The organism is Erwinia sp. PPS120 (assembly GCF_047918655.1).
GTDB lineage: Bacteria > Pseudomonadota > Gammaproteobacteria > Enterobacterales > Enterobacteriaceae > Erwinia > Erwinia tasmaniensis_A.
In genome coordinates this window covers 26,848-51,543 of record NZ_JBLREF010000010.1, presented here as the reverse complement: position 1 = coordinate 51,543, position 24,696 = coordinate 26,848, and the positions used below count along the sequence as shown (strand labels likewise).

Sequence of the window (24,696 nt, the reverse complement as noted above, 5' to 3'; positions counted from 1 at the left end):
AGCCCACGTGTCGGCACGTAGCGCAGCCTGGTAGCGCACTGTCATGGGGTGTCAGGGGTCGGAGGTTCAAATCCTCTCGTGCCGACCAAATTATCCCAACGTTTTGTCTGGTGAAGTCCAGAGAGAACCATAAAAAACAGTTTAAACAGTAGGTTGTTGAAACCTGCTGTTTTTCTGTTGTATAGTGAAATCCTGATTGCTCCAGTATTGTTTTTATCTGCCTGGCGGGCAGGAAGAAATCCACTTCAATCGCCAGCGCTTCCCGATTAAAGTCATCGATAACATTCAGTAAACGAACAGAACGTCCATCCGATAGCTGATCATGCTTAAAATCCATAGGCCAGCACTCATTGCTGCTTTGAGGCACTACCAGGGGTTCAGGCTTGTCCCGCTTCAGTCTTTTTTACGGTTTGATCCGCATGTTCAGCGACAACTCGCAGTAAATCCGGTACACCCTCTTATGGCTAAATCGAAAGCCTTTTAGGTTACGCAGGTACAAAAAACACAAGCCGCCCCCCAGTTGCGCTGACTGTCGGTGATGCGGAGCAGCCAGTTGGCAATAACATCATTTTCTTTCCTCCGTTTAGCCTGGTAGCGGTAGCTACTTTCGCTTACAACAAACAGCTGGCAGGCAAAACGTACACTGATATTGCGATGCCTGACTGCATCCTGCGCCATCCGCTTTCAAAGCGATGTCCTCAGCGCTTTTTTGCCATGGCTTCCTGAATGATTTCGGCTTTGAGTCGTTCTTCGGCATACATCTTTTTTGAGACGCCGATTTTCGTCTTCCAGCTCTTTCAGTCAGGCCATCATGGAAGCATCCATACCGGCAAAGCGTGAACGCCACTTATAGAAGCAGGCATTACTCATGCCATGCTCGCGGCGCAATTCAGCCACTGGTGCTCCGGCCTCGGCCTACTTCAGGATGGACATGATTTGGCGACCGGTAAAACGTGATTTTTTCATAGAGATCTCCCCTGTTCGGATTACGAAAAACTCTACTTATGAATACCCCGGTATTTTGGGGGGATTACCCAGCCAAGCCTTTCTCACAACGTTATGGTATGTGAGTATGAACAACCTCCAACTCGACTACCTGTTTTTTGACCTTTGTAGCACCAAAGCATCAATCTTACTTATGTCAAATTCTTTTAACCATAGCCAAAACTTTTTAAATCAACCACTAACTACATGATTTATAACAAATAAAAAATATCGCCTAATATTAATCAGAAAAATTCTTAATCTTTAAACTAAAACACTCTAATATGTATAGAAAAATTTTAGTTGCTTAGCTATCCAGGCGTAATGCGCTGATAAAAAAGTAAAATTCTCAATTCAAAGGTTATGCGTAATGGATGAAAACGAAGGTTCACTTTACAAAAACTCTAATCTGTCACTCAGCCAGAAACTTGAAAAGTCGCGAGCAGAGTTACTCGATCTGACAGCTAGAAATCGTTTACTTAACATACCAAAATCAAAACCTACAAAATTTTTGGAAGTAGTTAATGAAAGGTCTGACATTCTGTTCAAGATGCTTTATGAAGAAGGCAAGCCGTTCACTTTTCTTCATGGTCGAGAAGATAAAAAGACGGATGAAAGCAATGAGAACAGTGAGACAGACTCAGAGTCCGAAGATATTATTTTCTTAGATAATCCTGAAACCAACCATAATGATACTAAACTCCAGACCAAGCTCACGCCAAAGACATTACAAAAAAAGTTATTAGATTTATATTACGACTCAAAAACCCTTGAAGAAGAACAAGGTGTAAACATCCTGTTTATTTCGCTAGGAGCGCTTAAATGGGTAGAGCCTAATAAGAAATCAAACATGCGCTATGCCCCTCTTTTATTGTTACCTGTTGAATTAATGCGAGCTAAAGCAAGAGAACGCTTTAAAATTAAAGTCAGGGATGAGGACATCATTAGCAACCTGTCTCTTGAGACATTCCTCAGCCGCGTTCACCAAATGACTTTACCATCACTGAATATCGATGATGAGTTTTCTTTAACGGACTACTTTGCTGAAATCAAGAAAACTATTTCATTGAAAGAAGGCTGGGAAGTATTAGAAAATGAAGTGAATTTAGGACTATTTTCTTACGCTAAATTCATGATGTACACAGATTTAGATCCTGATAACTGGCCTCCAGATTCAAAAATCACAGATCAGGAATCAATAAAGTGTCTTTTAGAAACAGGCTTCTCTGGTGGAGAGTTAATCTCTGACGACATTGTAATTGACTCAGTCATTCCCCCCCGAGAAATGCTTCATATTTTGGACAGTGATAGCTCACAGACTCTTGCCATTCACGAAGTACGTAATGGTAAAAGCTTGGTTATTCAGGGTCCTCCCGGAACTGGTAAATCTCAGACAATCGCAAACATCATAGCTTCAGCAGTCGCAGACGGTAAAAAAGTATTGTTTGTAGCTGAAAAAATGGCTGCCCTTGAAGTAGTTAAGCGCAGACTTGATCAGGCAGGTGTCGGAGATGCTTGTTTGGAGCTACATAGCAACAAAACAAACAAAAGAGCATTCCTTGAAGAATTGAAGCGAGTCTGGGAACTCGGTTCACCCCGAGGAGAATTTCCAGATACATTAGTCAATAATCTCACAGAAAGCCGAGACATCCTCAACAATCACCCCGCAAGGATTCATAAAACGTACATGCCATCTGGCTTAACGCCATATAAGGTTATGGCGCAACTGATACGTCTCAGACAATCAGGTTTTGATCCTAACGATTATAAGCTTAGCGGATATGAATCATGGAGTAACGACGATTTCTCTAAAAGACATGCACTTATTGATGAGTTAATTGAAAGGATTAGTGATATTGGCATTCCTGATTCGCACCCATGGAATGGTGTCAATAGAACTGAGATACTCCCTAGTGAAGTTGAAAGACTCACTGCTTCCTTAACGAACCTGCAGTCTGAACTTTCGGATTCTATTGCAGAGTCTATCAATCTTTCTGAACTGACAAATGAAGTCTATCGTATAGACTCATCAAAAGAGTTACAGGAATTCATCCGAATAGCTGAATTAATCAACTCAGCTCCTAATTTATCACCTGAATCGTTAACCTCGCCGTTATGGGCCACTTCTAATGATGAGACAAAAGCGTTAATTGAAACCGGGTTCTCATTTAAAGAGCTTTACACCAAGCTTGAAAAAGAATTACATGCAGATAAATTCAACACCGAGGTCGCCAGCCTTTCAGAAGGCTATCGTAAATTACCTGAAGATATTAATATTAATGCTTTTACTGCTGCGTATAAACTGAAGACACTTACACCTAAGATCTTAAAAGAGTCTTCAAGATTACAGCAGGAGTTGGGTTCAAAAATCGGATTCTCGAATCTAAGTGAGATTGAAAATCTTATTGAGTTGGGAGAAAGTATTACTCAAGCTCCAAATGTAAGTCCAGAAGCATTCATTGCCACTGTATGGGAAGGTGGTATTGAAAAAGCGGCAAGTCTGGTTGCAGATATTAAACAACTTAGCATTTATAAAGAAAAAATCAATCTTATCTTTGTTGAAAAAGCGTGGGAAACAGATGTAGAAAGCACACGAAACAGCCTTGAAAACAACACTGGCGCTTTTAAATTCCTTAATAGCGAATGGCGAAAGTCGAAAAAGCTTACTTTTTCATTGATAAATGATAAAGGTTTGACGATCCCTCAGCAGGTTGAGTACCTCGATCTGTTGATAAAAGCACAGAAACTAAGAAAATCTGTCAATGATTTGAACGAGTTCGGACAGTCTGCCTTTGGTTCTGACTGGCGCGGTGAGAACAGCGATAGTGAGTTATTAAAGTCACTTGTTGAGTGGATGCGTACCTTGCGTGGTATTAACTCTGAAGCGAGAATAATTGCAAGCCGACTTTCTAACAAAGACGCATTATCATATCAAGTAAGCCAACTTAAAAAGCTTACAAATGAAGTTTTAGTTGAAACTTGTACTCTTTGGGATTCCTTGGGAAGCGCTCCAGAAGAATACTTTGATAACTGCTATGCAGTAAATAATATACCATTGGAATCACTCTTAGTAAAATCTGATTTCCTGAGTGGTATTGATTCTATGTATAAAGAAGTTTTTGTCAATACTGAATCCTCAGTTCCTGAGCGTATTAAATTGCTAAGCCTGTTATCACAGACTCAACAAAAACTTAAAGTCATTCATACTTTCGATAATTTAGCTCACTCAACCATGTATCCATTATGGTTGAACGAAAAAAGTGATTGGGAGTTGTTACTCAATGCTTACTCATGGATTAGATCAAATAATGACCTAAGATTCATAGCATCCAAAATAGATGACAAACAGGGTTTAGTTGATAAATCCAGAAGTTTAAGCGAGTCTGTGCAAGTGCAGTTTGACAAACTCACATCATTGATTGCTTCTCTTAAATCTTCCTATGGATCAATTTTCAAAAATGAAAATGCTCATGATTTACCATTTAATCTAGTCTATGACAAGATTACTCTTTGGATAGATAATTCTGAACAACTTTCAAAATGGGTAGCCTGGCAAAACCGTGTAGAGCTGGCGAAAACATTTGGTATTTTTCCATTAATCTCCGATTTGAGTAGTGGCGTTCTTTCCTCGGGACGTTTACTGGGTACTTTTGACAGAACTTATTTCGACTCAATTCTGTCTTTAATGGTCGAAGATGAGCCAGAACTGGCTCGTTTTGATGGTGATTTGCATTCAAGAAGAGTTGCAAGCTTCGCTGAGATGGATCTGCGAAGAATTAAAGCTTCGAGTTTTGAAGTTGTAAGAGCTCACCACAGAGCAATACCCTCTAAAGTTGGCGTAGGCCCTGTGGGTGTACTGCGGGGTGAGATGGCACGCAAACGTGGTCATATGGCGATTCGACAGCTCATGATAAAAGCTGGAGCAGCTATTCAGGCTTTAAAGCCAGTTATGATGATGAGCCCTCTGTCAGTTGCCCAGTTTTTAGTGCCAGGTAAGCAGTCGTTTGATTTACTGGTAATGGATGAAGCCAGTCAGATCCAACCTGTAGATGCATTAGGAGCTATTGCACGAAGTAAGCAGATAGTCGTTGTCGGAGACGAACGTCAGTTACCTCCGACTTCTTTCTTCGCTAAGATGACAGGTTCCGCAGATGAGCAGGATGATGAAGACTCAGCACAAGTGGCAGATATTGAGAGCATACTTGGACTTTTTGTTGCCAGAGGGTTACCTCAAAAAATGCTTCGCTGGCATTACAGAAGCCGTCACCAGTCATTGATTGCTGTGTCGAATAGCCAGTTTTATGGAAACAAGCTTTTTATAGTTCCCAGCCCATATACACTAGAAGCAGGTATGGGCCTAAGTTTTCATAAAGTTGAAGATGGCGTATTCGAATCTGGAAGCAATGCAAACGAAGCAAAACGCGTAGCAACAGCAATTCTTGAGCACGCAAGAAGCCACCCTAATTTATCTTTAGGTGTTGCTACCTTTTCTGTTACCCAAAGAAAGCGTATTCAGGACGAGCTTGAAGTGCTTCGCAGGTTGAACCCTGAGTTCGAGGACTTTTTCTATGCGCACCCAAGCGAACCGTTTTTTGTAAAAAACCTTGAAAACATTCAGGGTGACGAACGCGATGTCATTATCATTTCTGTTGGATATGCCAGAAATCCACAAAACTACATGGCAATGAGATTTGGTCCTCTTGGAGCTGAAGGCGGTGAAAGACGCTTAAACGTTCTTATCAGTCGAGCCAAAAGGCGTTGCGAAGTTTATGCCTCTATCACTGACGAAGATATCGATCTTGAAAGGGCCAAAGGTAAAGGTGTATTCGCTTTTAAATTATTCCTGCAATATGCAAGGACAGGACGCTTGTCAGTAGCAGAACAGAGTGGCCGTTCAATGGACAGTGTGTTCGAAGAGCAGGTTGCAAATGCTCTGCAAAAAGAAGGCTTCCAGGTCCACCCCCAAGTTGGTATAGCAGGCTTCTTCATTGATTTAGCCATTGCCGACCCAGATATGCCGGGCCGCTACCTTATCGGTATTGAATGTGATGGTATGACTTACCACTCTTCCCGTTCTTCGAGAGAAAGAGATCGCCTACGTCAGGCAGTGCTTGAGGATCATGGTTGGATCATTCACAGGATTTGGAGCACGGACTGGTTCCAGCGCCCCGAAGAGCAACTACAGAAAACTCTCTCTGCGATTCAGGCAGCTAAGAAAGAGCTCGAAAATCGTTCTGAAACTTCTCTAACTCGGTCAAGAGCTGTGCCTGTCGAGATTGTGACAGTAGAAAGAGAGACTGTCACTGAAATTGGTCTTGAGACAATTGAAGGCAGTTACAATGGAGCTATGGCATATGTTGAGGCGGTTCCTGACGTTGACATAAGATTCCAGATTCATGAGACCCCAGTTGGCGTGCTCGCTAATATAGTTAAGCAAATTGTTCTTGTGGAAGCCCCAATACATGTAAATGAAGTGATCACTCGTGTCAGGTCAGCATGGGGTCTACAACGTGCGGGGGCTCGTATTGATTCTGCTGTTAACAACGCGATCCAGGTTTTTTTAGGCAATGGAGGGATAAAATCAAAAGAAAATTTCCTTACCTACGAAAACTTCGAAATTAAAATTAGAAATCGGCAAGATGTTTTATCGCAAACATTAAGAAAACCAGAAAATATTTCTCATGAAGAAATTGCTGTTGGTATATTGGCAACCATCACAAAAAGCTTTGGAGCCACGCATGAAGAAATTATTATTTCAGCATCACGATTGCTTGGATTCAAATCCACAAGCTCATTGTTAAGGAAAAATATAAGTGAATCAATTCAAACTCTCATTGATTATGGTCAAATAAGATTGGAGAATGGCCTCTTAATTCCATAATTCAATTCATCTCAATATCAGAGCTGCCAAACTTAAAAATTAGGTAAGGCAGCAAAATATACTTTTCAAGCTTTGCATAGAAAACTTCATAAACTAATTTAAATAAGGGCTGTCATAGACTACTTCAAATGAGGACTGAGTAATGTAAAAAGACAATAAAAACCCACTTAGTACTGAAGGAAAAATCAATAACCTTCATATTAAAGGATTTGTAAACTTAGAAAAGGCATCGCAACTATTTTATACTAGAAAAAAAACATAAATCCAATTAGTTGTTTTCACCTGACAATAAGAAACTACTGAATCCTTTCCATTTAGCTCTTTTTTTTGATTTTTAGCAAGTGCAGCAAACTATTGGATTATTATGTTTATTTAAATCCTTTATGGTTGTATTTTTTTGCAACTTTCGGCATATAGTTTACCTGAAAACTAGAATTACTTGAAAAAACTAACTGATATAGTTACATTGACAGTATCACTTATCGCAGCAGCACTAATCTTACTCAAAGTTTTCAATATGAATAGTAGCATCGCCGAATACTTGGTGTATATCAATAAAAAAGTCAGGACAAAATGTAGGTACTACTTTATCAATTGGTCAGTCATGTTTATTATTTGTGATTTTGGAAATATTTTCATCTTTCGCAACAATATAGCGTCTCTTTTTTGTTGAAGAATTCCTCGAAGCACGAAGGGGCGTTAAATGAAAGTAGGACCTCATTTTTTATTAAACTTCACCTTATTTATTTCTCTCTTCGTAAGTATAAAAAAATCAAGGGAAGATAAAAAAATTAATTGATAATTTAAGAATAGGTGTCTGTTAAACCCGTATCGATTCAGAAAGGAACAAAAAGGGCAGCATAGCAGGCGGAATTAAATACCCTCGAGAAGAAAATCAATCGCAGTTTTGATCTGGGTACGATAAGGGGAAGCATCGCAGAACACAGCTTCAGAGAACGGGTGGGAATACTCGCCATCTCAAGAGTCATGACTGCATACTCATTATCATGAGTCAGTCTGACAGGCGAAACCAGCCGTTCCCGTCGTGTGCTGTCTGGATACTTTAAACGGCAGCAACGGGATCTCAATCCTGCGGTTCAGCAGCTGAGCATATCATTTGTAACATCAGGCAGCAGAGGCGGCGGTCATTTAGTCAGGTCTGCCACGCACCTCTACAGGATGCTATATTCATACAGTTGACGACGGGTCTGTATATTAAATGTCGTTTGTTCTTCTGCTGATAATTTTGCAAAATCATCAACGAACGCTTTGAGCGTGTCTACTGGTTTTTTCTCCGGGGATGTGGAGAGTGACTCTATCGCTTTAACCACAAATATTCCACATCCGTTTGGCACGTTTTCCTGCATATCCCCATTAATGAATGCGATATTTTCTTTAGGCACTCCTGCTGCTCTTGCTGAATCAACCAAGTTGTTTTTTATATTCCCATTTAAGTCAGCCAAAGAATTAAATACAACACACTTATTTATATGATCGGATCCATCTTTATACAAAGCGAACATAACCCAGTGTTCCCCCGTATTTATTGGGAAAACCTCCGGCTTATCAGAAATATTATTGGATTTTATTTTTTCAGCTATCTGATCAGACAGCATATTTGTATTTTTTTCAGGCTCAATCAGTCCAATGGGGAAATTTAATGACAAATTATCATTGTCCTTATTTGCATTATACGTGGCAGCATTTATTTCGTCCGTTGTCAGCATGCGTGCGCTACTCCACAAATCCTGGTCAACAAACTGCTCGAACGGTGATTGACTCCTGTTCCCGGTGCTGAATATAGCGGTTACATCCTGTTTCTGCGTTGCATGAGTTAAGGCAGAACCCGCCATATAAAGCAGTTTAGAGGGGGAATTAAACTTACTTCTATCTGGATCATTTGTTTCTTTAGTATTACACGCCGTTTGATATAATTTAAGACTGGCCAGTTGGATCTCTTCGTCTATCCCTTTCTTCCCCTCAGTTTTTCCGCTAAACAAACCAAAAAGGATATCCTCAGATCTTTTACCTGCCTCATCGTTACGAAGGGCAATGTTATGCAAAATATCAATACAATCAAGGTTGCCATCTGCTGCTGATTGACCCAATAGATCAAGAGTTTTAATATCCACATCGTCTGTGAATAAGTTATCGAACTGTTTTGAATTAATCTGATAACGGGAATAAAGATCAATAATCATTTTTTCCTCTCTAAGAGTTAAGGATCCTAACTAATTTTTCCATCTTTTACGTTAAATCATTCGACAGTAAATGTATTTCAATATTCGCTTTTCTGCCGGTTTAACGGATGATCAGTTAAGCGATTTTTTCTATCAATCGTTTAACAACAGAGCATGACCTTGGAGAGTCGGGCTAAATCATCGCCTGTTTTGTTAACCAACGTGACGAGTGAGGAAATTTCTTTTGCTGCTCTGGGATCAGTCCAGGCACAGATCCTGGGCGTCTATGGGGGGATCTAACTTAATGTCTGCGGATTTGTGATTAGCCTGAATTCATCACATCAGGCTACATAATGAAAAAGTAATCAGTAGCAGCCCTCCAGCGGTATTTATCGTTCTTTTCAACCCGAGTGGATTAATTTTCCTGGCGGAAAAAATGAGTATATGGCTGATGACACTAAGCCAGATACCCATAACGAGCACATGCACGGAAGCCAGGGTCAAATAGTTGCTAACGCCTCCCTGTTTCCCGGCAAATTGGGATACGACCGTCAGATAAAACATAATAGCTTTTGGGTTAAGAACGTTAGCCAGCCACGCCTCTTTAACCGTAACGGACGAGCGTCTGTTATCAGATTTATCAGGCTTTGAAGTAAGGCCGCTGAGGATGAGCATAATCCCTAACCACATGAGGTAGACTGTCCCTGCTATTTTCAGTGCACCAAAAATGGCTGGTGATGAGACAACTACAGCAGTTATTCCAAATCCGATAAGCAGTGCGTGCGTGTAGATGCCCAAAGCCGTTCCGGCCAGCGTTCTGAATAGCCCCCTGCTCCCGCCCGCCAGAGCGCTGCTCATTACCAGCGTGAAGCTGGCTCCAGGTGAAAGAGCCACGGGCAGCAGTGCGGGCATAAAGCCGATAAGGTTGATATCCATATTTTTGGATAGTAACTGAGAAGCTGTAAATCTGCCAGTTCAGAGGGAATAAAGAACCATTCGCCATCTGTTTTAAGTGTAAAATCCACTCCTGAGAGGAATGCAAATGCGTGTTCCCTAAATTCTCCGACTGTAATCAAAGTTACATGTTCTCGTTTATTTCTCACAAAATATGCCGGTTATAGATAATTACAGCCGGGGAGGCAACCCTCTGCAGTTCACATGCAGTGATAATTATCAGGTCTGACTCAACATAAACAAGCCTGCAATGACTTTTTTCTTCATAGACCCCTCCTGCTGTTGATATGGTAGTTTATTGGCTGGTTAAGCCCATACTCATTTTTAAAAGGAAATAAAATGATAGTGATACGACTGCTGCTTCTCGCCCTGGTTTCTCTCGGTATTTCATCATGTGCTTCAGATAGCTATGATGGAAATGATAGATATGATAAATATGATAGGTATCATGCTAAAAAGCCCGGCACATTCAGCCCTGTTCCGGTGTATTCCGTTAATGATAAAGGCGAGGTTAAACGCGACAGGCGTATGGAGCAGGTATCAAGTCGGGGTTGTGCTGATAATAGTACTAACTGCGACAGACCTTTTGGCTGGTAACCTGCCTGCAAAAAAGTGAGTTTGCGCACCTTCCGGCACCCTGAACTGGCACAATCCCTGGCCCGGGCCAAAAAGTTTTCACCCGAGGCGGTGCGCTACTCTATATACTGCCGCTAACTGTTTTCACTGCTCATAAGATGGGATCCCCGGTGGCCGACACACTACACTCTCAAACGCCCCTCTTTCTCTGTGGAAACGCACCTGTCACCCTTCCGGTGGTGCCGGATGCGCACTTTCTCGGTGATATTTCCCGCACCGCTCTGCCCGACTTCCCTGCCTTAACCCTTTTTCAACTGGGGTACAGCCCGGAAGTTTACCATCCGACGCTTTTCACCACGCTGGATATACCCTTTCCCGCACGCCTGCAGCGGGCAGTCAACAAGCGTCAGGCGGAGTATCTTGCCAGCCGCTATCTGGTCAGGCAGGCGCTGTCGCACTATGGCGTTGAGAGATATATTCTCAGCAATGACGCGCAGCGTGCGCCGGTCTGGCCCGCTGGCATCGTGGGATCGCTGTCGCATACCCGGCACTGCGTCAGCCTGCTGCTGGCGTCCGCGGATTGCGCGCTGCTGCCCGGCGTGGACTGTGAAGAGGTGATGCAGGGCAAAACCGCGCAGGAGCTGGCCAGCACGATTGTGAATGATGAGGAAAGGCAGCTGCTTGAGCAGAGCAGTCTGCCCTTTGCCATGGCGCTGACCGCGGCCTTTTCGCTTAAGGAGAGCCTGTACAAAGCACTTTTCCCATCCCTTCGGCAGTTTATGCATTTTAGCGACGCGGAAATTGTGTTCTGTTCGTCACGGGCAGAGCGCGTAACGCTCAGGCTGCGGAAGGATTTCTCCCCGCGCTTTCCCGCCGGATGCGAGTTTAGCGGCCATACCCTGACCGACGGCAGCCATCTGCTGAGCTGGGTGATTACAGAGGGGGCGCATGACGCTACGCCACCGCCATAAAAACCCGGCATGACTGGCGTCAGCCCCCCAGCGTCCCGGTGCGTTTTACCGCATCCAGCGTCGCCTGTTTGCGATCGTCCCCGGTCAGCTCACTCAGCTGACCTTCACGCATCTCCAGCAGGCGATCGGCATGCAGGAAATAGCTATCGTCGTGGCTGATGGCGAGAATAGTTTTACCCATCTCATGCAGCCATGGGAGCAGTTCGCGATAAAATATGCGGCGGAAATGCGGGTCCTGATCGGCCGCCCACTCATCAAGCAGCAGGATATCGCGCTGTTCGGCCACCGCCAGCAGCAGCGCCAGCCGCTTACTCTGGCCTTTAGAGAGCCCCAGGTTAAGCACCCTGTTGCCGTTAAGCTTAATCTTGTCGCGCATTTCCAGCCGCTCCAGCCACTGCTCAACCCTGGCAGGGTCGGCGGGCTGGCCGTTATCATCAATCAGGCGATCAAACAGGTGAACGTCCGTGAATACCGCTGAGAACAGCCGTCGATAGCTCTCCCTGTTTGAATCATCGATGACCTCTCCATCCAGCAGGATCTGCCCGGATACCGGCGTATAAAGCCCGGTCAGCAGCATCGCCAGCGTCGATTTTCCACTGCCGTTCCCACCAATCAGAAAGACCCGTTCACCGCGCGTGAGCGTCATACTAATCGGCCCAACCTGGAAGCCGCGATCGCCATAGTGGAAAACCAGATCCTTAAGCTCAAGGGTCTGCCAGCGCTTCGCCTCGCCGGGGGCGATAAACGCTGGCTGGTAATCGGCCAGCCGGAAAGCATCCAGCTTGTTAAAGGCAACCTGGGCGCTGAGCAGCGTGGGCAGCGCGCCCACCGCAGAGAGCAGCGGCGTACGCAGAAACAGCAGCGTCAGTGAGTAGGTAGCCGCCACCGCGGTATCCGCCCAGCCAAGGGTATTCGCCATGTAAAACACCAGACCAATGGCGCCCAGCATCATAATATTGGACCAGTTAACCGCGCTGAGGTGGTAGGTATCGGCACGCACAATATGGTGGCGGTAGTTTTTGGCATTTTCCTGATAGAGATTTTCATAGATCATTCGCGCCCGCTGGCGGTTAAGCGCCAGCTCCTTGCGCCCATCAATGATCGTCTGATAGTCCGCGTAGAGGTGGTCCTCGGTTTCGCGCAGCTTAGCCATATGGCGATAAACCCGGGAGACCAGCAGCCAGCCGCCAATAATGGTTATTGTGACCCAGACCGCAGTGACCAGCAGCATGCGGGGCGAGAGCCAGGCCAGATAAGCGGCCGAGCCGAGGGTCAGGATCACCCCCTGGATCAGCTCCGGCAGGCGCACAAAGGCAATCGTGATGTTGCGCACATCGCTGGTCAGCCCCGCCAGCAGCTGCGCGCTGCCTATCTGTCCGATACGTTCCACCTGGGTATCCAGGATGCGCTTAATAAATTCGCCGCGCAGCCGCCAGACAAAATGGTGACCGAGCATCGTCAACGTCAGCTGGGAGGCGAGCGTCACCGCCAGCAGCAATAGCAGCAGCCCCAGGAACTGCGGCAGCACCGCCAGCGAGGCATCCAGGGTTACAATCAGCTCGCGGTTAATAAAAGCGATCAGCCCGATGCCGAGGGCAGCGCTAAGCAGGCTGAGGGCAATGACGCCCAGAAACGGCCAGCGGTACTGACGGTAAACAACGTGAAGCAACTCCATGACATCATCCAGGTAAAGTCTACGCAACCTGCAGTTTAATGACTGCCCGGACGATATCAATAACTATTCTCACTTGAGAAGCTGCCGCTAACGAAACGCGCGACGGAAGGTCAGATTATAGCGAAAGGCGCCGGTGGCGGGATGGATACCCGGCTTCAGCGGCAGAATACCGTGAAAGCGCAGCCTGGAAGGGCCGCCCCATACCACGATATCACCATGCTCCAGCAGCACCCGCTGAGCGGCATCACCGCGCTCGAAGCCGCCAAACTGGAACACCGCCGGCAGCCCCAGTGACACGGAAACGATAGGCTGCCTGAGATCCTCTTCGTCCTTGTCCTGATGCAGACTCATCTTCGCTCCCGGCTCGTAGCGGTTGATCAGACAGGCGTCAGGCTGAAAATGCTCAAACCCGGCCTCTGCCGCACAGGCGGCAGCCAGCGCGCGAAACCGCTCCGGCATCGGTGGCCAGCGCTTGCCGGTTGCGCTGTCCTGAACGCTATACTGATAGCCCCTGGCGTCGGTTGACCAGCCAAAGTTCCCGCAGTTGGTCATGGCGACCGACATGCGGTGGCCGCCGGGGGTAATACGATGATGAAACGGATTTTGCGCCGAGACTTCGCTGACCAGCGTCATCAGCCCCGCCGCCTCGTCGCGCGCGCGGCGGCGCAGGATAACGGCTCCCTCAGCAAGCGGCTCCGCCCAGGGGACGTCTTCACTAAAAAAGTCCAGCATTATGCCTCCAGTGGGCAGCACGCTGCCCCGGTTATTGCCGGATAAAGGCTTTGAACTGCGGCGACATCCAGGTCACAAAGCCATCACCCTGCTTAACGATCAGACAGACGGCGAGCTTCTCCCGCAGCGCCAGCGCCTTAGCTTTCTCCTCGCCCAGCACCATCAGCCCGGTATCCCACCCGTCGGCTTCCAGCGCCGTAGTGGCAATCACCGTCGCCGACACCAGCTTATGCTGAATGGGGCGTCCGCTGACAGGGTCAATGACGTGTGAAATTCGCTTGCCGTCCAGTTCATAGTAGTTGAGGTAGCTGCCCGAGGTGCTGATTCCGTGCCCCTGTAAGTCCACCACGGCCTGTACTGCGTTCTCTTTGTCGGTCGGTTTTTGAATTGCCACCTTCCAGGGGCGTCCCTGCGCATTCATGCCGCGGGTCAGTACCGCACCCCCGACGGAAACAAGGTAGCTGTTAATGCCCTCTTTCTCCATCAGGCGTGCCAGATGATCGGTGGCGAATCCCTCGCCGACCGTTGACAGGTCAACATACAGGCCGGGCAGATCTTTTTGCAGCCAGGCGCCCCCAGCCTTCTGAATCACCTGCAGATGCTGCAAACCGGTCAGCGCGCGGGCGGCATCAATCTGAGCCTGACTGGGGGTTTTTACCGGCTGCTTGTCCGGCCCAAAGCCCCACAGATTAACCAGCGGCCCCACGGTAATGTCCATCGCTCCGCCGGTTTTTTTACCGATACGCAGCGCAAGCGTGACGATGTCAGCCATATTATCGCTGACCGGCTGCGGGTCGCTGCCGCGATACTGATTAAATCGGGAAAGAACGGAATCCGGCTTCCAGGTCGACAGTTCGCGATCGTCCTCGTCGAGCTGCTGCTGAACCGCTTTTTGTAACGCATTTTTACGCGCCGGGGAGACGCCAGCCAGGCTAACCCTCCAGAATGTTCCCATTGTGCGTCCCTCAAGAACCAGCCCCGGATCGGCTGAACTCTGGTTTTGATTGTCACAGCCGCTAAGGATAATAAATGCTGCTAAACCAGCATAATACAGCGCGTTCTTCTTCATTTGAGCTTTACAACCTTTAGTAAATTTTGGCCCGAAAACAGTCCTTTTTGCTGCTATCTGCCCGGGATAATGACTTGATTGTCATTGAAATGCTCCCCAGAATGGTTGCCCGACGCAGCTCTTTGAGAGCGGCAAAACCCTGGATACAGAGGAGATTCGCTATGATCTATTTTCTACTCCTTGCCGTATGCACTGCGCTGATTATCTTTTCAGGCTATAAGCATTACAAGCAAACGCATACCAAACAGCTCTATCGTCCACATCGTCGCTGAGGCGGTTTCGCATTACCATCAGGAGAAGGAGCAGGTGCTCAGGGAGTGAATATAAAGGGCAAAAGAAAAACGAGAAGGCAACCGGAGTACTTTGAAGGGAAAATAAACAGGGAGCGCAGCGGTGCTGCGCTCCAGCCAGTTTAGAACTGGTAAACCAGACCCAGCGCAACGATGTTATCCGTATTGATGCCCGCAGCGTCGGTAAACTTACTGTCATCCAGCAGGTTGATCTGGTAATCAACGTAGGTGGACATGTTTTTGTTGAAGTAGTAGGTCGCCCCCACATCAACATACTTTTTCAGGTTCTGTGAGCCATAACCCTGAATGTCGCTGCCGCGAGAGCTGACGAACGCCAGGGAAGGACGCAGACCGAAGTCGAACTGGTACTGTGCGACCAGCTCCCAGTTATCCGCTTTATCCGCATAGCCGTAGGCCGCATTCGGCGTGTCATCCGTTGGGGTGCTGCCGAAGCGGGTGGCATTATAAGAGCGGGTATACATCGCCGCCAGGTAGATGCTGTTGGCATCATATTTCAGGCCGCCGGTGTACGCCGTGGCTTTATCGCCGCGACCCAGAATCGTTGAACGATCGGCCGTGCCGCCGTTCTGCTCTCTGGTGCGGTCAGAGCTAAACATGGCACCACCGATACCGAAGCCGGAGCCCAGATCGTACGTAGTTGACAGACCCCAGCCATCACCGTTTTGTCCGAGCGTGTCACGCCCATTTGGCGACTCGGTGGCGCTGCTGTTTTTACCCTGGTACTGCAGTGCAAAGTTCCAGCCGTCAACCAGGCCGAAGAAGTTATTGTTACGGTAAGTCAGCATGCCGTTACCGCGCTGGAACATAAAGTTATCCGCGCCGTAGGTATCCCCACCAAACTCTGGCAGTACGTCGGTCCATGCGCCGATATCATAGGCCACGCCGTAGTTACGACCGTAGTCGAGTGAGCCGGAATCACCGAATTTCAGACCCGCAAAACCTACGCGGGTGTAGCTGTTGGCGGTGCCTTCGGATTCTGCGTTATTCAGTGCTGCCTGGTATTCCCACTGACCATAGCCGGTCAGTTCGTTTGAAATCTGCGTTTCACCTTTGAAGCCAAAACGCATGTAAGACTGGTCGCCGTCGTTACTGTCGTTATCAGAGAAATAGTGCAGGCCATCTACTTTGCCAAACAGATCAAGCTTATTTCCGTCTTTGTTGTAGATTTCAGCCGCGCCTGCTGAACCTGCTACCAGCATTGCAGGAATCATCAGGGAGAGAACTTGACGTTTCATCTATTATTACCCTCTGGTTATATTATAATTGCCACTGCTTACTGAATATTTGTTATTCAGCTGGAAAGCCCATACTAGTGACCAGCGCGTAATAATCTATAAAGAAAATGATACCAAATTTCCGAATGTGTTTCATAGTGTAACCAATCTATTGCTAAACGTAAATTCCGCAGGAATTTTACACAGCACGTATCGCTAATAATTATGGCACGGATTATCAAGAATCCATCAACATTAAATCAAGTTATTGTTTTTATTCATATTTTTAAATTGTAATTTCTGAGCACTGAATGATAAAAAAGAGTGACCATCCGGTTATACAATAACGCCGCTATCATCATTTTATTTCTGTATTACCCTCATTCACCCCGAATGTTTTGCTTTACCCTGATTTCAGCCGAACCTTGCGTTCGGCTTTTTTTATTTCGGGGGGATCACCGCGGATTATCAGCGCTCGCGCAGCGATTCTTTCACTTTATTAAGCGGTTTTATCAGATAATCCATAACTGATTTCTGACCAGTTTTAATTTCAACATTCGCCACCATACCGGGAACAATAGGGAATTTACGTCCAGCCCTGTTCGCCAGTTCCGCCTTCTGCGTACGTACGTAAACGCGATAATAGTACTGATCGCGTTTTACCTCATCCTGCAGGGTATCGGGAGAGACGGTTTCCACCTCGCCCGGCAGGTCGCCATAGATTGAGGAGTCGTACGCCGTCACCTTGACGGTGGCGGGCAGGCCGGGCCGTATATAGGCAATATCGCGCGGATTGATGCGCGTTTCGATCAGCAGCTGATCCTCCAGCGGCACAATTTCCATTAGCTTGCCGCCGGGCTGGAGCACGCCGCCCACGGTAGTGACCTGGATATCCTTGACGATCCCGCGTACCGGCGAATAAATGGTGGCACGGGTGAGCTGATCCTCTTTACCGGTCAGCACCTCCAGCTGCGCATCGAGATCGGCGTTATTCTTCACCTGCTCTTCACGCGCCCTGACCGCATAATCGTTCCTCGCTTCATCAATTTTACCGCGCAGCTCGCTGATTTGCCGTCGCAGCCTGATCACCTCCACCTGTCCGGCGGCCCCTTTCGCCACCAGCGGCTCCGTCATGCGCAGTTCATCCTGCACCAGCTTCATTGACTGGGTTAAATTGCTGACGGTTTCGTTGAGATTTCGGCGGCGCGACTGATAAAGCTGAGTTTCCCTGGCCACCAGCGCCGGCTCTTTCAGCGTCTGCTCACTGAACCGCAGCGGCGCGCCGGTCAGCTCGGAGCGCAGTCGCTCAGCCGAAGCCGCCAGCGTGCGGGCTTTGGCCGCCGCCTCACCAAAGTTAGAGCGAAAACGCGTCGGATCGAGCCGGGCCAGCACCTGCCCCTTCTCGACAATGTTCCCCTCATGGACGTTGAGCTGGTCCACGATACCGCCGTCCAGACTTTCAATCACCTGCGCGCGGCTGAGCGGCGTGACCTTGCCGGTGCCCACGGTGACTTCATCCAGAATGGCAAAGTGCGCCCAGATGAAAAACAGCGCCAGCGCCGCCGTGCAAATCCAGATAACGGAAGAGGTCCGGCGCTCATTGCGTTTCATACTCCGGTCAATCAGTAGCAAACTCATGCTGCATCCCCTTTTCCGGTGGCAGGTACTGACGCTGCGCGCAGGATTTCATCGCGCGGGCCATCGGCAATAATCCGTCCGTTATCCATGACCACGATACGATCCACCAGCTTGAGCAGCGCCGGGCGATGGGTAACCAGCACCAGCGTTCGTCCGGCCAGCCAGCCCTGCATCTGACGGATAACATGCTCTTCAAGCTGCTCATCCATAGAAGCGGTGGGTTCATCCAGCAGCACCACCTGCGGCTGGCGCAGGATCATCCGGCTGAGCATCACCATCTGACGCTGCCCGCCCGACAGCCCCCTTCCCCCTTCGTTGATAATGCGGTCAAGGCTGGCCGCATCCTGCTGGACCAGGCTGAGCGCACCGCTGATACGCAGCGCCTGGAGCATCTCCTGCTCGCTGGCGTGGGGATTACCCAGCATCAGATTCTGTCTCAGCGTGCCGAAGAACAGCCGCGAATCCTGCGACAGCCAGCCGAGCTGGCGACGCAGATCGATAGGATCAATACGGCGAATATCCACCCCGTCAACGATCACCTTCCCCTGGGTGGCCAGCGCCTGCCCGGCCAGCATCCGCAGCAGCGTCGATTTACCCGCCCCCACTTTGCCCAGCAGAGCGATCCGCTCGCCGGGTTTGATTTGCAACTGCCCAAGGGTGACCACATTTTTGACATTTTCCTCGTCGTAGCTGTACTGCACGCCGCGCAGATCGTAGTGCCCGGTGAGCGTTGGGCAGTGCGCCATTTCGCCCTCTTCCGGCTGGTCGAGCGGCTTTTTCAGCAGTTCGTCCAGCCCGTTCATGGCGCTTTTCGCGTGCTGCCAGCGCGAAAATACCATCGTCAGCTGCATCAGCGGCGCGATGGTGCGTGAGGAGAGCAGGCTGCTGGCCACCAGCGTACCGGTGGTGATATCACCGCTGAGCACCAGATAGACCCCGGAGACCAGCATCCCCGCATAGGTAAGCTGCTGCACGGTGGATGCCCAGCCGGTCAGCCGTGCGCCCCAGAGCCGCTGCTGCATACCAATTGCCGCGCTCACCTCGTGCGTCTGCTCCCACTGACGCTGAAAATAGGGTTCAGCCTGGAGGGATTTAATGTCTTCAATCCCCTCAATGGTTTCCACCAGCACCGCATTGCGCAGTGCGCCTTCACGCAGCCCCTCTTTCGCCAGTTTCGCCATCGGGAACTGCACCAGCAGCCCGGGAATGACAATCAGCGGGATCGCCAGCAGCGGCACGATCACCAGCGGGCCGCCGATAAACGCCATAATAAACAGGAACAGGATCACAAAGGGCATATCGGCGGCCGCACCCACGGTCGTCGAGGTCAGCAGCTCGCGCACCTGGTCGATTTCCCTCAGCTGGGAAATAAAGGAGCCGGTGGATTTGGGTCGGGCTTCATTACGAATGCTCATCGCACGGGCGAACAGCATCGACGACACCTTGAGGTCAATGCGCTTACCCATCAGATCGGAAACCTGGGTGCGCATCAGGCGGATAAGATACTCGATGGCGGCCGCAATCAGCACGCCGGTGAACAGCACCCAAAGCGTGGATTCCGACTGTGCGGGGATCACCCGGTCATACACCTGCATGGAAAACAGAATGCCCGCCAGCGCCAGCACGTTCCCCACGATCGACGCCAGCGAGATCTCCATGATCCGCCGCCCCATGCCGCGGAAGTTTTCCCAGAACCAGTGCTTTTTATAGGGCTGAACGAACTCATCAATGCGCGCATCGCGCGCCCGCGCGGCCACGCCAATAATACCCACCTGCGGCTGACTTTGCGCCAGCAGCAGCGTCAGTTCACTTTCACGTACCACATCGCCGCCGTCGCTCAGCCAGTAGCGCGCGTTCCCTTCAGCGTCGATGGACTCTACCACCACCACGCTGCCATTCTCCATAATCAGTACTACCGGCGTGACCTCCTGCCGCCAGCGGATTTTTTCGCGCGGCATCATGGTCATATGCAGGCCCAGCAGGCCAGCCAGGCGTTCGAGCTGCTGAGCGGGGGCAAGGTGTTCAAACCAGCGCATCTGCTGGCGCAGCGTTTTGCCATCTGCCGGTTTGCCAAATCGTGCTGCCACGCGGAGCATCGCGTCGATCCAGTTCTCGGTGCTTGCGGTCTGTTTACTCATAATACTGCCTTATTCTGTTAAGGTGCCCGGCCAGCGTCAGAGCGAAGGAAGGGTTTGCCCGCTGGAGGCTTCACGATCGATGCCCATGATATCCAGCAGATTATCGACCGCAGCGGCATAGCGAACCGTGGCATCCCAGCCGTCATACAGCGCCGTCAGGCGGCTGCTGTCGGCCTGAAACACGTCCTGTTCGACGCTCAGCAGATCGTTGAGGCTGCGCTTGTTAAGCTTGTATTCGTCGGCGTAGACCGCGCGGGTGTGGTCGGCGCTGCCGAGCTGCTGCTCTCCGGCCGTTTGCCGCTGCTGGGCGCCGATCATATCGGCGTAGGCGGTGGAGGCGTGCTGATTGATATCCAGCTTGGACTGCTGGATCGCCGCGACGGCGGCCTCTCTGTCACCCTCGGCGGCGCGGGTCTTTGCGCTGACCAGCCCGCCCTGGTAGAGCGGCGCTTCCACCTGGAGCTGCAATTCATCGTCCCAGTAGGACTGTCTGCTGTTTTGATAACGGGTGCGTCCGGCTTGCACCTTCAGCGTTGGCCAGTGGTTGGAGGCGGCCTGATGGACGCGCTCCAGCGCGGCCTCCTGTTTGGCCTGGGCGCTGCGTACGGCGGCGCTTTTCTCATAGGCGATTTTATCGAGGGTGACCTGCTGATTCAGCAGCGACTGCGGCAGTTCGGGCAGATCGCCCGCGACCACGCCGGTCAGCACCGTCAGCTGAGCCTGGGCGGTGCGCTCCCCGGCCCGATACTGCTCGAGTGTCGCATGCATCCCGGCGATGCGCGTTTCCGCCTGTAGTACGTCAGACTGCGAGCTCAGCCCGGCATCGGCGCGCATTTTCGCAATCTCTTTGACCCGCAGCAGCGAGGCCACGTTGTTACGCGAGGCTTCCACCAGCGCACGGTAGCGTTTCACCGACAGGTAGGCCTGAAGCGTGTCCTGCGCGACGGTGGTCATGGTGTCGTAGAGCGCGTAGCGGTAGGCTTCCGAGAGTTTATGCTGTTCATCTATCGCGCCGCCGGTGCGGCCAAAGTCGTACAGCAGCTGGCTGAGCGTGATCCCGCCTGAGCCACTATTGTTCAGGCTGCCTGAGGAGTCCGTCTGGTGAGAACGACCGCCAGAGGCCTGGAGTGAGAGCTGGGGATACCAGGCGCTCTTCGCCGCGTCCAGATCGGCTTCGCCCACGCGGATTTGCGCGGCAGCCTCAGAAATTTTGGGGTTGCGGGCAAACGCGCGCAGTATGGCGTCACGCAGCGTCAGCGTGGCGACCTGCTCCTCACTCGGGGCTGCCCGCCAGTTAAACTGGGCTTTGGGTTCGGTAGCCGCCAGCGCATGTTGCCCGATCGTGCTGAACAGCGCGGCCACACAAAGTGAAACCCACTTCTTCTTCATTTCGACACCACTATTCCCATTAAAAAAAATAATGTAATGCCGGATATTTCGCGCCAGAGCGGGAGTTATCCGGGCATACGTAAGCCAACGCCCGGCAGGGCGCTAATCAGTACCTGGTGACAAAGGATTACGCTGTAACCCAAAAGAGAAAATGGCTGAAATCAGTACCAGCATGGCGTCATACCATGAAAAAAAACTGATACCAGCCGCCCGTTAGTCAGGCGTTAATGTTGTCTGGCGCTGTGATTAATTGATAGAACAGCGGTCCTTAAATCGACGTTTTTTCCAACCACATCCAATACAAACAATCTACAAAAATATAACATATACTTAACTTTACACACCCTGCACCGGAATGTCCTGCTCCGATGCAGGGTAAAACCCGATTTACACCACGTATGCCTGGAAAGTGTGCTGATTTAGCAGATCGCCCAGCGTATTCTCAGAGACCAGGGGGGCATGATGGCTGGCATCGGCCGCCTGCACACCGAGCGTCCTGTCGGCTGGCGTCGCCCAGATCCCCCCTTCCGCCTGGGGATCGCCGGTAAGCCGGACGGTGGTCAGGTCGACTTTCGCCCCCTCATCTGCCGAAGCGTGCGCCAGCGGTGCTGCCTCATGCAGCCCCGGTTTACCCGCCAGCGCGTGCTGCTCACTGGTGACCTCATGCTTTGCACCACTCACCGCTGTAACCGGCGTGCCGGTGAGCGTCGACAGCAGCGTAGTGATGCTGTCATGTGCCACAGGTTCGCTACCCTTTTCATCCTGATCCGCCAGCGCGGCAGAGGTGGCGTTCACCTCATCTCCATTCCCCTCCAGCGTTTCATAAGCGGTCACGCTGTTGGTGGTGCTGGTGTCAATATCGGCACTCACCTGGTGTACGGACTCAAACGAGTTACGGGCAATATCCGCGACGGTAAAAAGCATCAAGTTGCTGCCGTGCGTGTTGATATCGTTGATATTAACCTCGGTGCTCCAGTGGCCATTCTGGTCGAATTTCAGATCGTAAAGTGGATAATCGCCCGGATTCAGCGATGCGCCGATAATGGGGAATTCGCTCTGAACCGTACCACTCACCGTGACCCAGGTCGCGCCATCATGCTGACTGACGTCGCTGTTGGTGAGGTCATTTACCGTAAAGTGGGGTTCGCTGGAGGGATGGGTGATCAGCCAAATATCGTGCGTCGCACTCGTCCCATTGCCATTAGGATCGAGAGCGGAAAAATACAGCGTATATTTGCCATCGTGCAGCGTCGCAAGCGTATCCGAATCTATATTGGCCATCCATGAGCCATCAGAGCCCCCAACGCCACCTTCATACTTTTTACCATTCAGCATGACGTCAATTAACGTTCCGGCAGGCAGGTGTGAGGACTCCCCGGTGATCTCTATGCCAAACTGCCCCTCATAGATATTGACAGCATCGTCACTTGAAATCGGATCGACGGTTAGCGTAGGCAGAGTCTCGTCGGAACCGTAAATATTCAGGCTTTTTCCGGCGGTGGTTTCATTTCCCGCCGCATCCGAGATTGAAAATTTCATGCCATATGTACCATCGTCCATTGCCTGAATTACCGCCGGGGCGAATTCAAAATGCCAGCGGCCATCGTCCTCAACGGTGGTGGTCCAGGTCTGCTGGTTGAAGGTCATGGTAACGGTCCGGCCCGCTTCCTCAGCATCGGTAGTGCCTGATACGATCAACGGGTCGTTAATCTCGCTGCTGTCGATCATATTGTCCCCAGCAAGGGTATCTACGTTAAGCGAGGGTGCGGTGAGGTCCATAATAAAGCTGGCGGTGGCGGTGCCCGTCTGCCCCCACATATCGGTGGCCTTCACTGATACCTGGTTTTCGCCGTTAGCGAAATTCATGTCCATGTTGTCCATGGTGATCGGAAGCGACCAGTTGCCTGCATTATCAACCACGGCGAGAAAAGTCGTGCCGTTGAGTGTGATCTCCACATGCTGACCCGCGCTGACAGAGCCGGTAGTGCCGGTCAGTAACTGGTCGTTGTGGAACTCCTCATTATTCAGCCAGCCGTCGCCAAATAGCGTATCAATGGTGGGATGAGGCGCTGGCGTGGCTTCCGGGGGAAGTGACGCCTCAACGGTTATGCGTTGATTGGCAGACGAGGTGCCCCCTACCGCGTTGGCAAAGCTGACGCTCAACACCGCCTGACCGGCCGGTAAGGACAGTAACGCCTCGCTGGGGATTTCCACGCGCCAGCTGCCGTCGCTGTTTACGGTAGTGGTCCAGGTATTACCGTTCAGACCAACCGTGAGCGTCGTGCCGGGATCGAGATGGGTACTGGTGCCGTCCAGGATTTGTGCCGAGTGTTTTTCCTCTGCGCTCAGCACCCGGTCGCCGGTAAAGGGGTTAACCTTAATCGTAGGTCCGGAAGCCGCGGCCAGGGCGAAGGAAGCCACCTCCCCCACCGTCGTGTCGCTCGCTACGGCCGCGCCCGCCGTGGTCGCAGCAGCGTTAGCCAGGGTTAGCCCACTGACTGGCGTCGCCTGCACGTCGGACAGCGTGGCATTACCGGCGCTGGCAGGCGTGGTATCAGGCGTGATGGATTCACTGGCGCTCACTGACGCGGTATCGGGCGTGATGGATTCGCTGGCGCTAACCAAAACGGTATCGGGCGTGACGGATTCACTGGCGCTAACCAACGTGGTATCAGGCGCGATGGAATCGATACCGGAAATTGATGGAGATGTCGCTAACCTTTGCTGTGCGGATTGCGCATTTTCTGTCAGCGACGCATTTTTCTCGCGACTCTGTTCTGAAGTAGACATGGTGACCCCTTTGTGCCGGATATAGATATCATTGATTGGCAGGAAACCGACAGCATTGCTGTTGGTTTCCTGCAGTATTGCCAGTAGGCACGTTTTCAGCGCCAGCTGTTGTCCGGTAATCTGGGATCGATAATCAATCCTGAACAGGGAAAATGGTTAAAATTATCAGCGTAAAAACGGCCCGCGACTGGCCA

Annotated in this window: 12 protein-coding genes, 1 tRNA gene and 2 pseudogenes; 3 read left to right on the top strand and 12 right to left on the bottom strand. The window is 50.2% G+C overall.

Features of this window, described 5'->3' with window-relative positions:
* The first annotated feature begins 11 nt into the window (after positions 1-11).
* Positions 12-88 (top strand) — tRNA-Pro (locus tag ACLRGG_RS06410).
* A gap of 108 nt (positions 89-196) precedes the next feature.
* Here ACLRGG_RS06410 and ACLRGG_RS06405 read toward each other — a convergent pair.
* Positions 197-966, bottom strand: a pseudogene (locus ACLRGG_RS06405) (transposase); the annotation flags it as partial.
* A gap of 388 nt (positions 967-1,354) precedes the next feature.
* On the opposite strand from ACLRGG_RS06405, the gene ACLRGG_RS06400 reads away from it, so the two are divergent.
* Complete coding sequence (locus ACLRGG_RS06400) at positions 1,355-6,865, top strand: DUF3320 domain-containing protein (protein WP_416248938.1); 5,511 nt, start codon at positions 1,355-1,357, stop codon at positions 6,863-6,865.
* A gap of 873 nt (positions 6,866-7,738) precedes the next feature.
* Here the strand turns inward: ACLRGG_RS06400 and ACLRGG_RS06395 are convergent.
* The 3 genes and pseudogenes from ACLRGG_RS06395 to ACLRGG_RS06385 form a co-directional block, all read right to left on the bottom strand.
* A pseudogene (locus ACLRGG_RS06395) lies at positions 7,739-8,001 on the bottom strand (CcdB family protein).
* 36 nt (positions 8,002-8,037) lie between these two features.
* Complete coding sequence (locus ACLRGG_RS06390) at positions 8,038-9,066, bottom strand: ElaD/SseL family deubiquitinase (RefSeq protein WP_416248937.1); 1,029 nt, start codon at positions 9,064-9,066, stop codon at positions 8,038-8,040.
* Between the two features lie 315 nt (positions 9,067-9,381).
* A complete protein-coding gene (locus ACLRGG_RS06385) occupies positions 9,382-9,981 on the bottom strand; it encodes a LysE family translocator (protein WP_416248936.1) in 600 nt (199 codons plus the stop codon).
* Between the two features lie 764 nt (positions 9,982-10,745).
* Between ACLRGG_RS06385 and ACLRGG_RS06380 the strand changes: the two genes are divergently transcribed.
* The gene (locus tag ACLRGG_RS06380) at positions 10,746-11,546 is read left to right on the top strand and encodes a 4'-phosphopantetheinyl transferase family protein (protein WP_416248935.1); all 801 of its coding nucleotides are present in this window, start codon (positions 10,746-10,748) and stop codon (positions 11,544-11,546) included.
* Positions 11,547-11,565: 19 nt separating this feature from the next.
* On the opposite strand, the gene ACLRGG_RS06375 is transcribed toward ACLRGG_RS06380, so the two are convergent.
* From ACLRGG_RS06375 to ACLRGG_RS06340, 8 genes are all read right to left on the bottom strand, one after another.
* Complete coding sequence (locus ACLRGG_RS06375) at positions 11,566-13,221, bottom strand: multidrug ABC transporter permease/ATP-binding protein (protein ID WP_416248934.1); 1,656 nt, start codon at positions 13,219-13,221, stop codon at positions 11,566-11,568.
* A gap of 87 nt (positions 13,222-13,308) precedes the next feature.
* Positions 13,309-13,953, bottom strand: coding sequence for a DNA oxidative demethylase AlkB (gene alkB, locus ACLRGG_RS06370; protein ID WP_416248933.1), 645 nt, complete (start codon positions 13,951-13,953; stop codon positions 13,309-13,311).
* 31 nt (positions 13,954-13,984) lie between these two features.
* Positions 13,985-15,022: an FAD:protein FMN transferase ApbE gene (apbE, locus tag ACLRGG_RS06365; protein ID WP_416248932.1), complete on the bottom strand. Its 1,038-nt coding sequence runs from the start codon at positions 15,020-15,022 to the stop codon at positions 13,985-13,987.
* A 412-nt stretch (positions 15,023-15,434) separates the two neighbouring features.
* Entirely contained in the window at positions 15,435-16,568 is a 1,134-nt protein-coding gene (gene ompC, locus ACLRGG_RS06360) for a porin OmpC (RefSeq protein ID WP_416248931.1), read from the bottom strand.
* Positions 16,569-17,015: 447 nt separating this feature from the next.
* Positions 17,016-18,185, bottom strand: a complete 1,170-nt coding sequence (locus tag ACLRGG_RS06355) for a beta-barrel domain-containing protein (protein WP_416248930.1) — start codon at positions 18,183-18,185, stop codon at positions 17,016-17,018.
* On the bottom strand, positions 18,182-20,323 hold the full coding sequence (locus ACLRGG_RS06350) for a type I secretion system permease/ATPase (protein WP_416248929.1): 2,142 nt from the start codon (positions 20,321-20,323) through the stop codon (positions 18,182-18,184). The genes ACLRGG_RS06355 and ACLRGG_RS06350 overlap by 4 nt, the downstream gene beginning before the upstream one ends.
* A gap of 36 nt (positions 20,324-20,359) precedes the next feature.
* A complete protein-coding gene (locus ACLRGG_RS06345; RefSeq protein ID WP_416248928.1) occupies positions 20,360-21,712 on the bottom strand; it encodes a TolC family outer membrane protein in 1,353 nt (450 codons plus the stop codon).
* 387 nt (positions 21,713-22,099) lie between these two features.
* Positions 22,100-24,502, bottom strand: coding sequence for an Ig-like domain-containing protein (locus ACLRGG_RS06340; protein WP_416248927.1), 2,403 nt, complete (start codon positions 24,500-24,502; stop codon positions 22,100-22,102).
* Positions 24,503-24,696 lie beyond the last annotated feature (194 nt).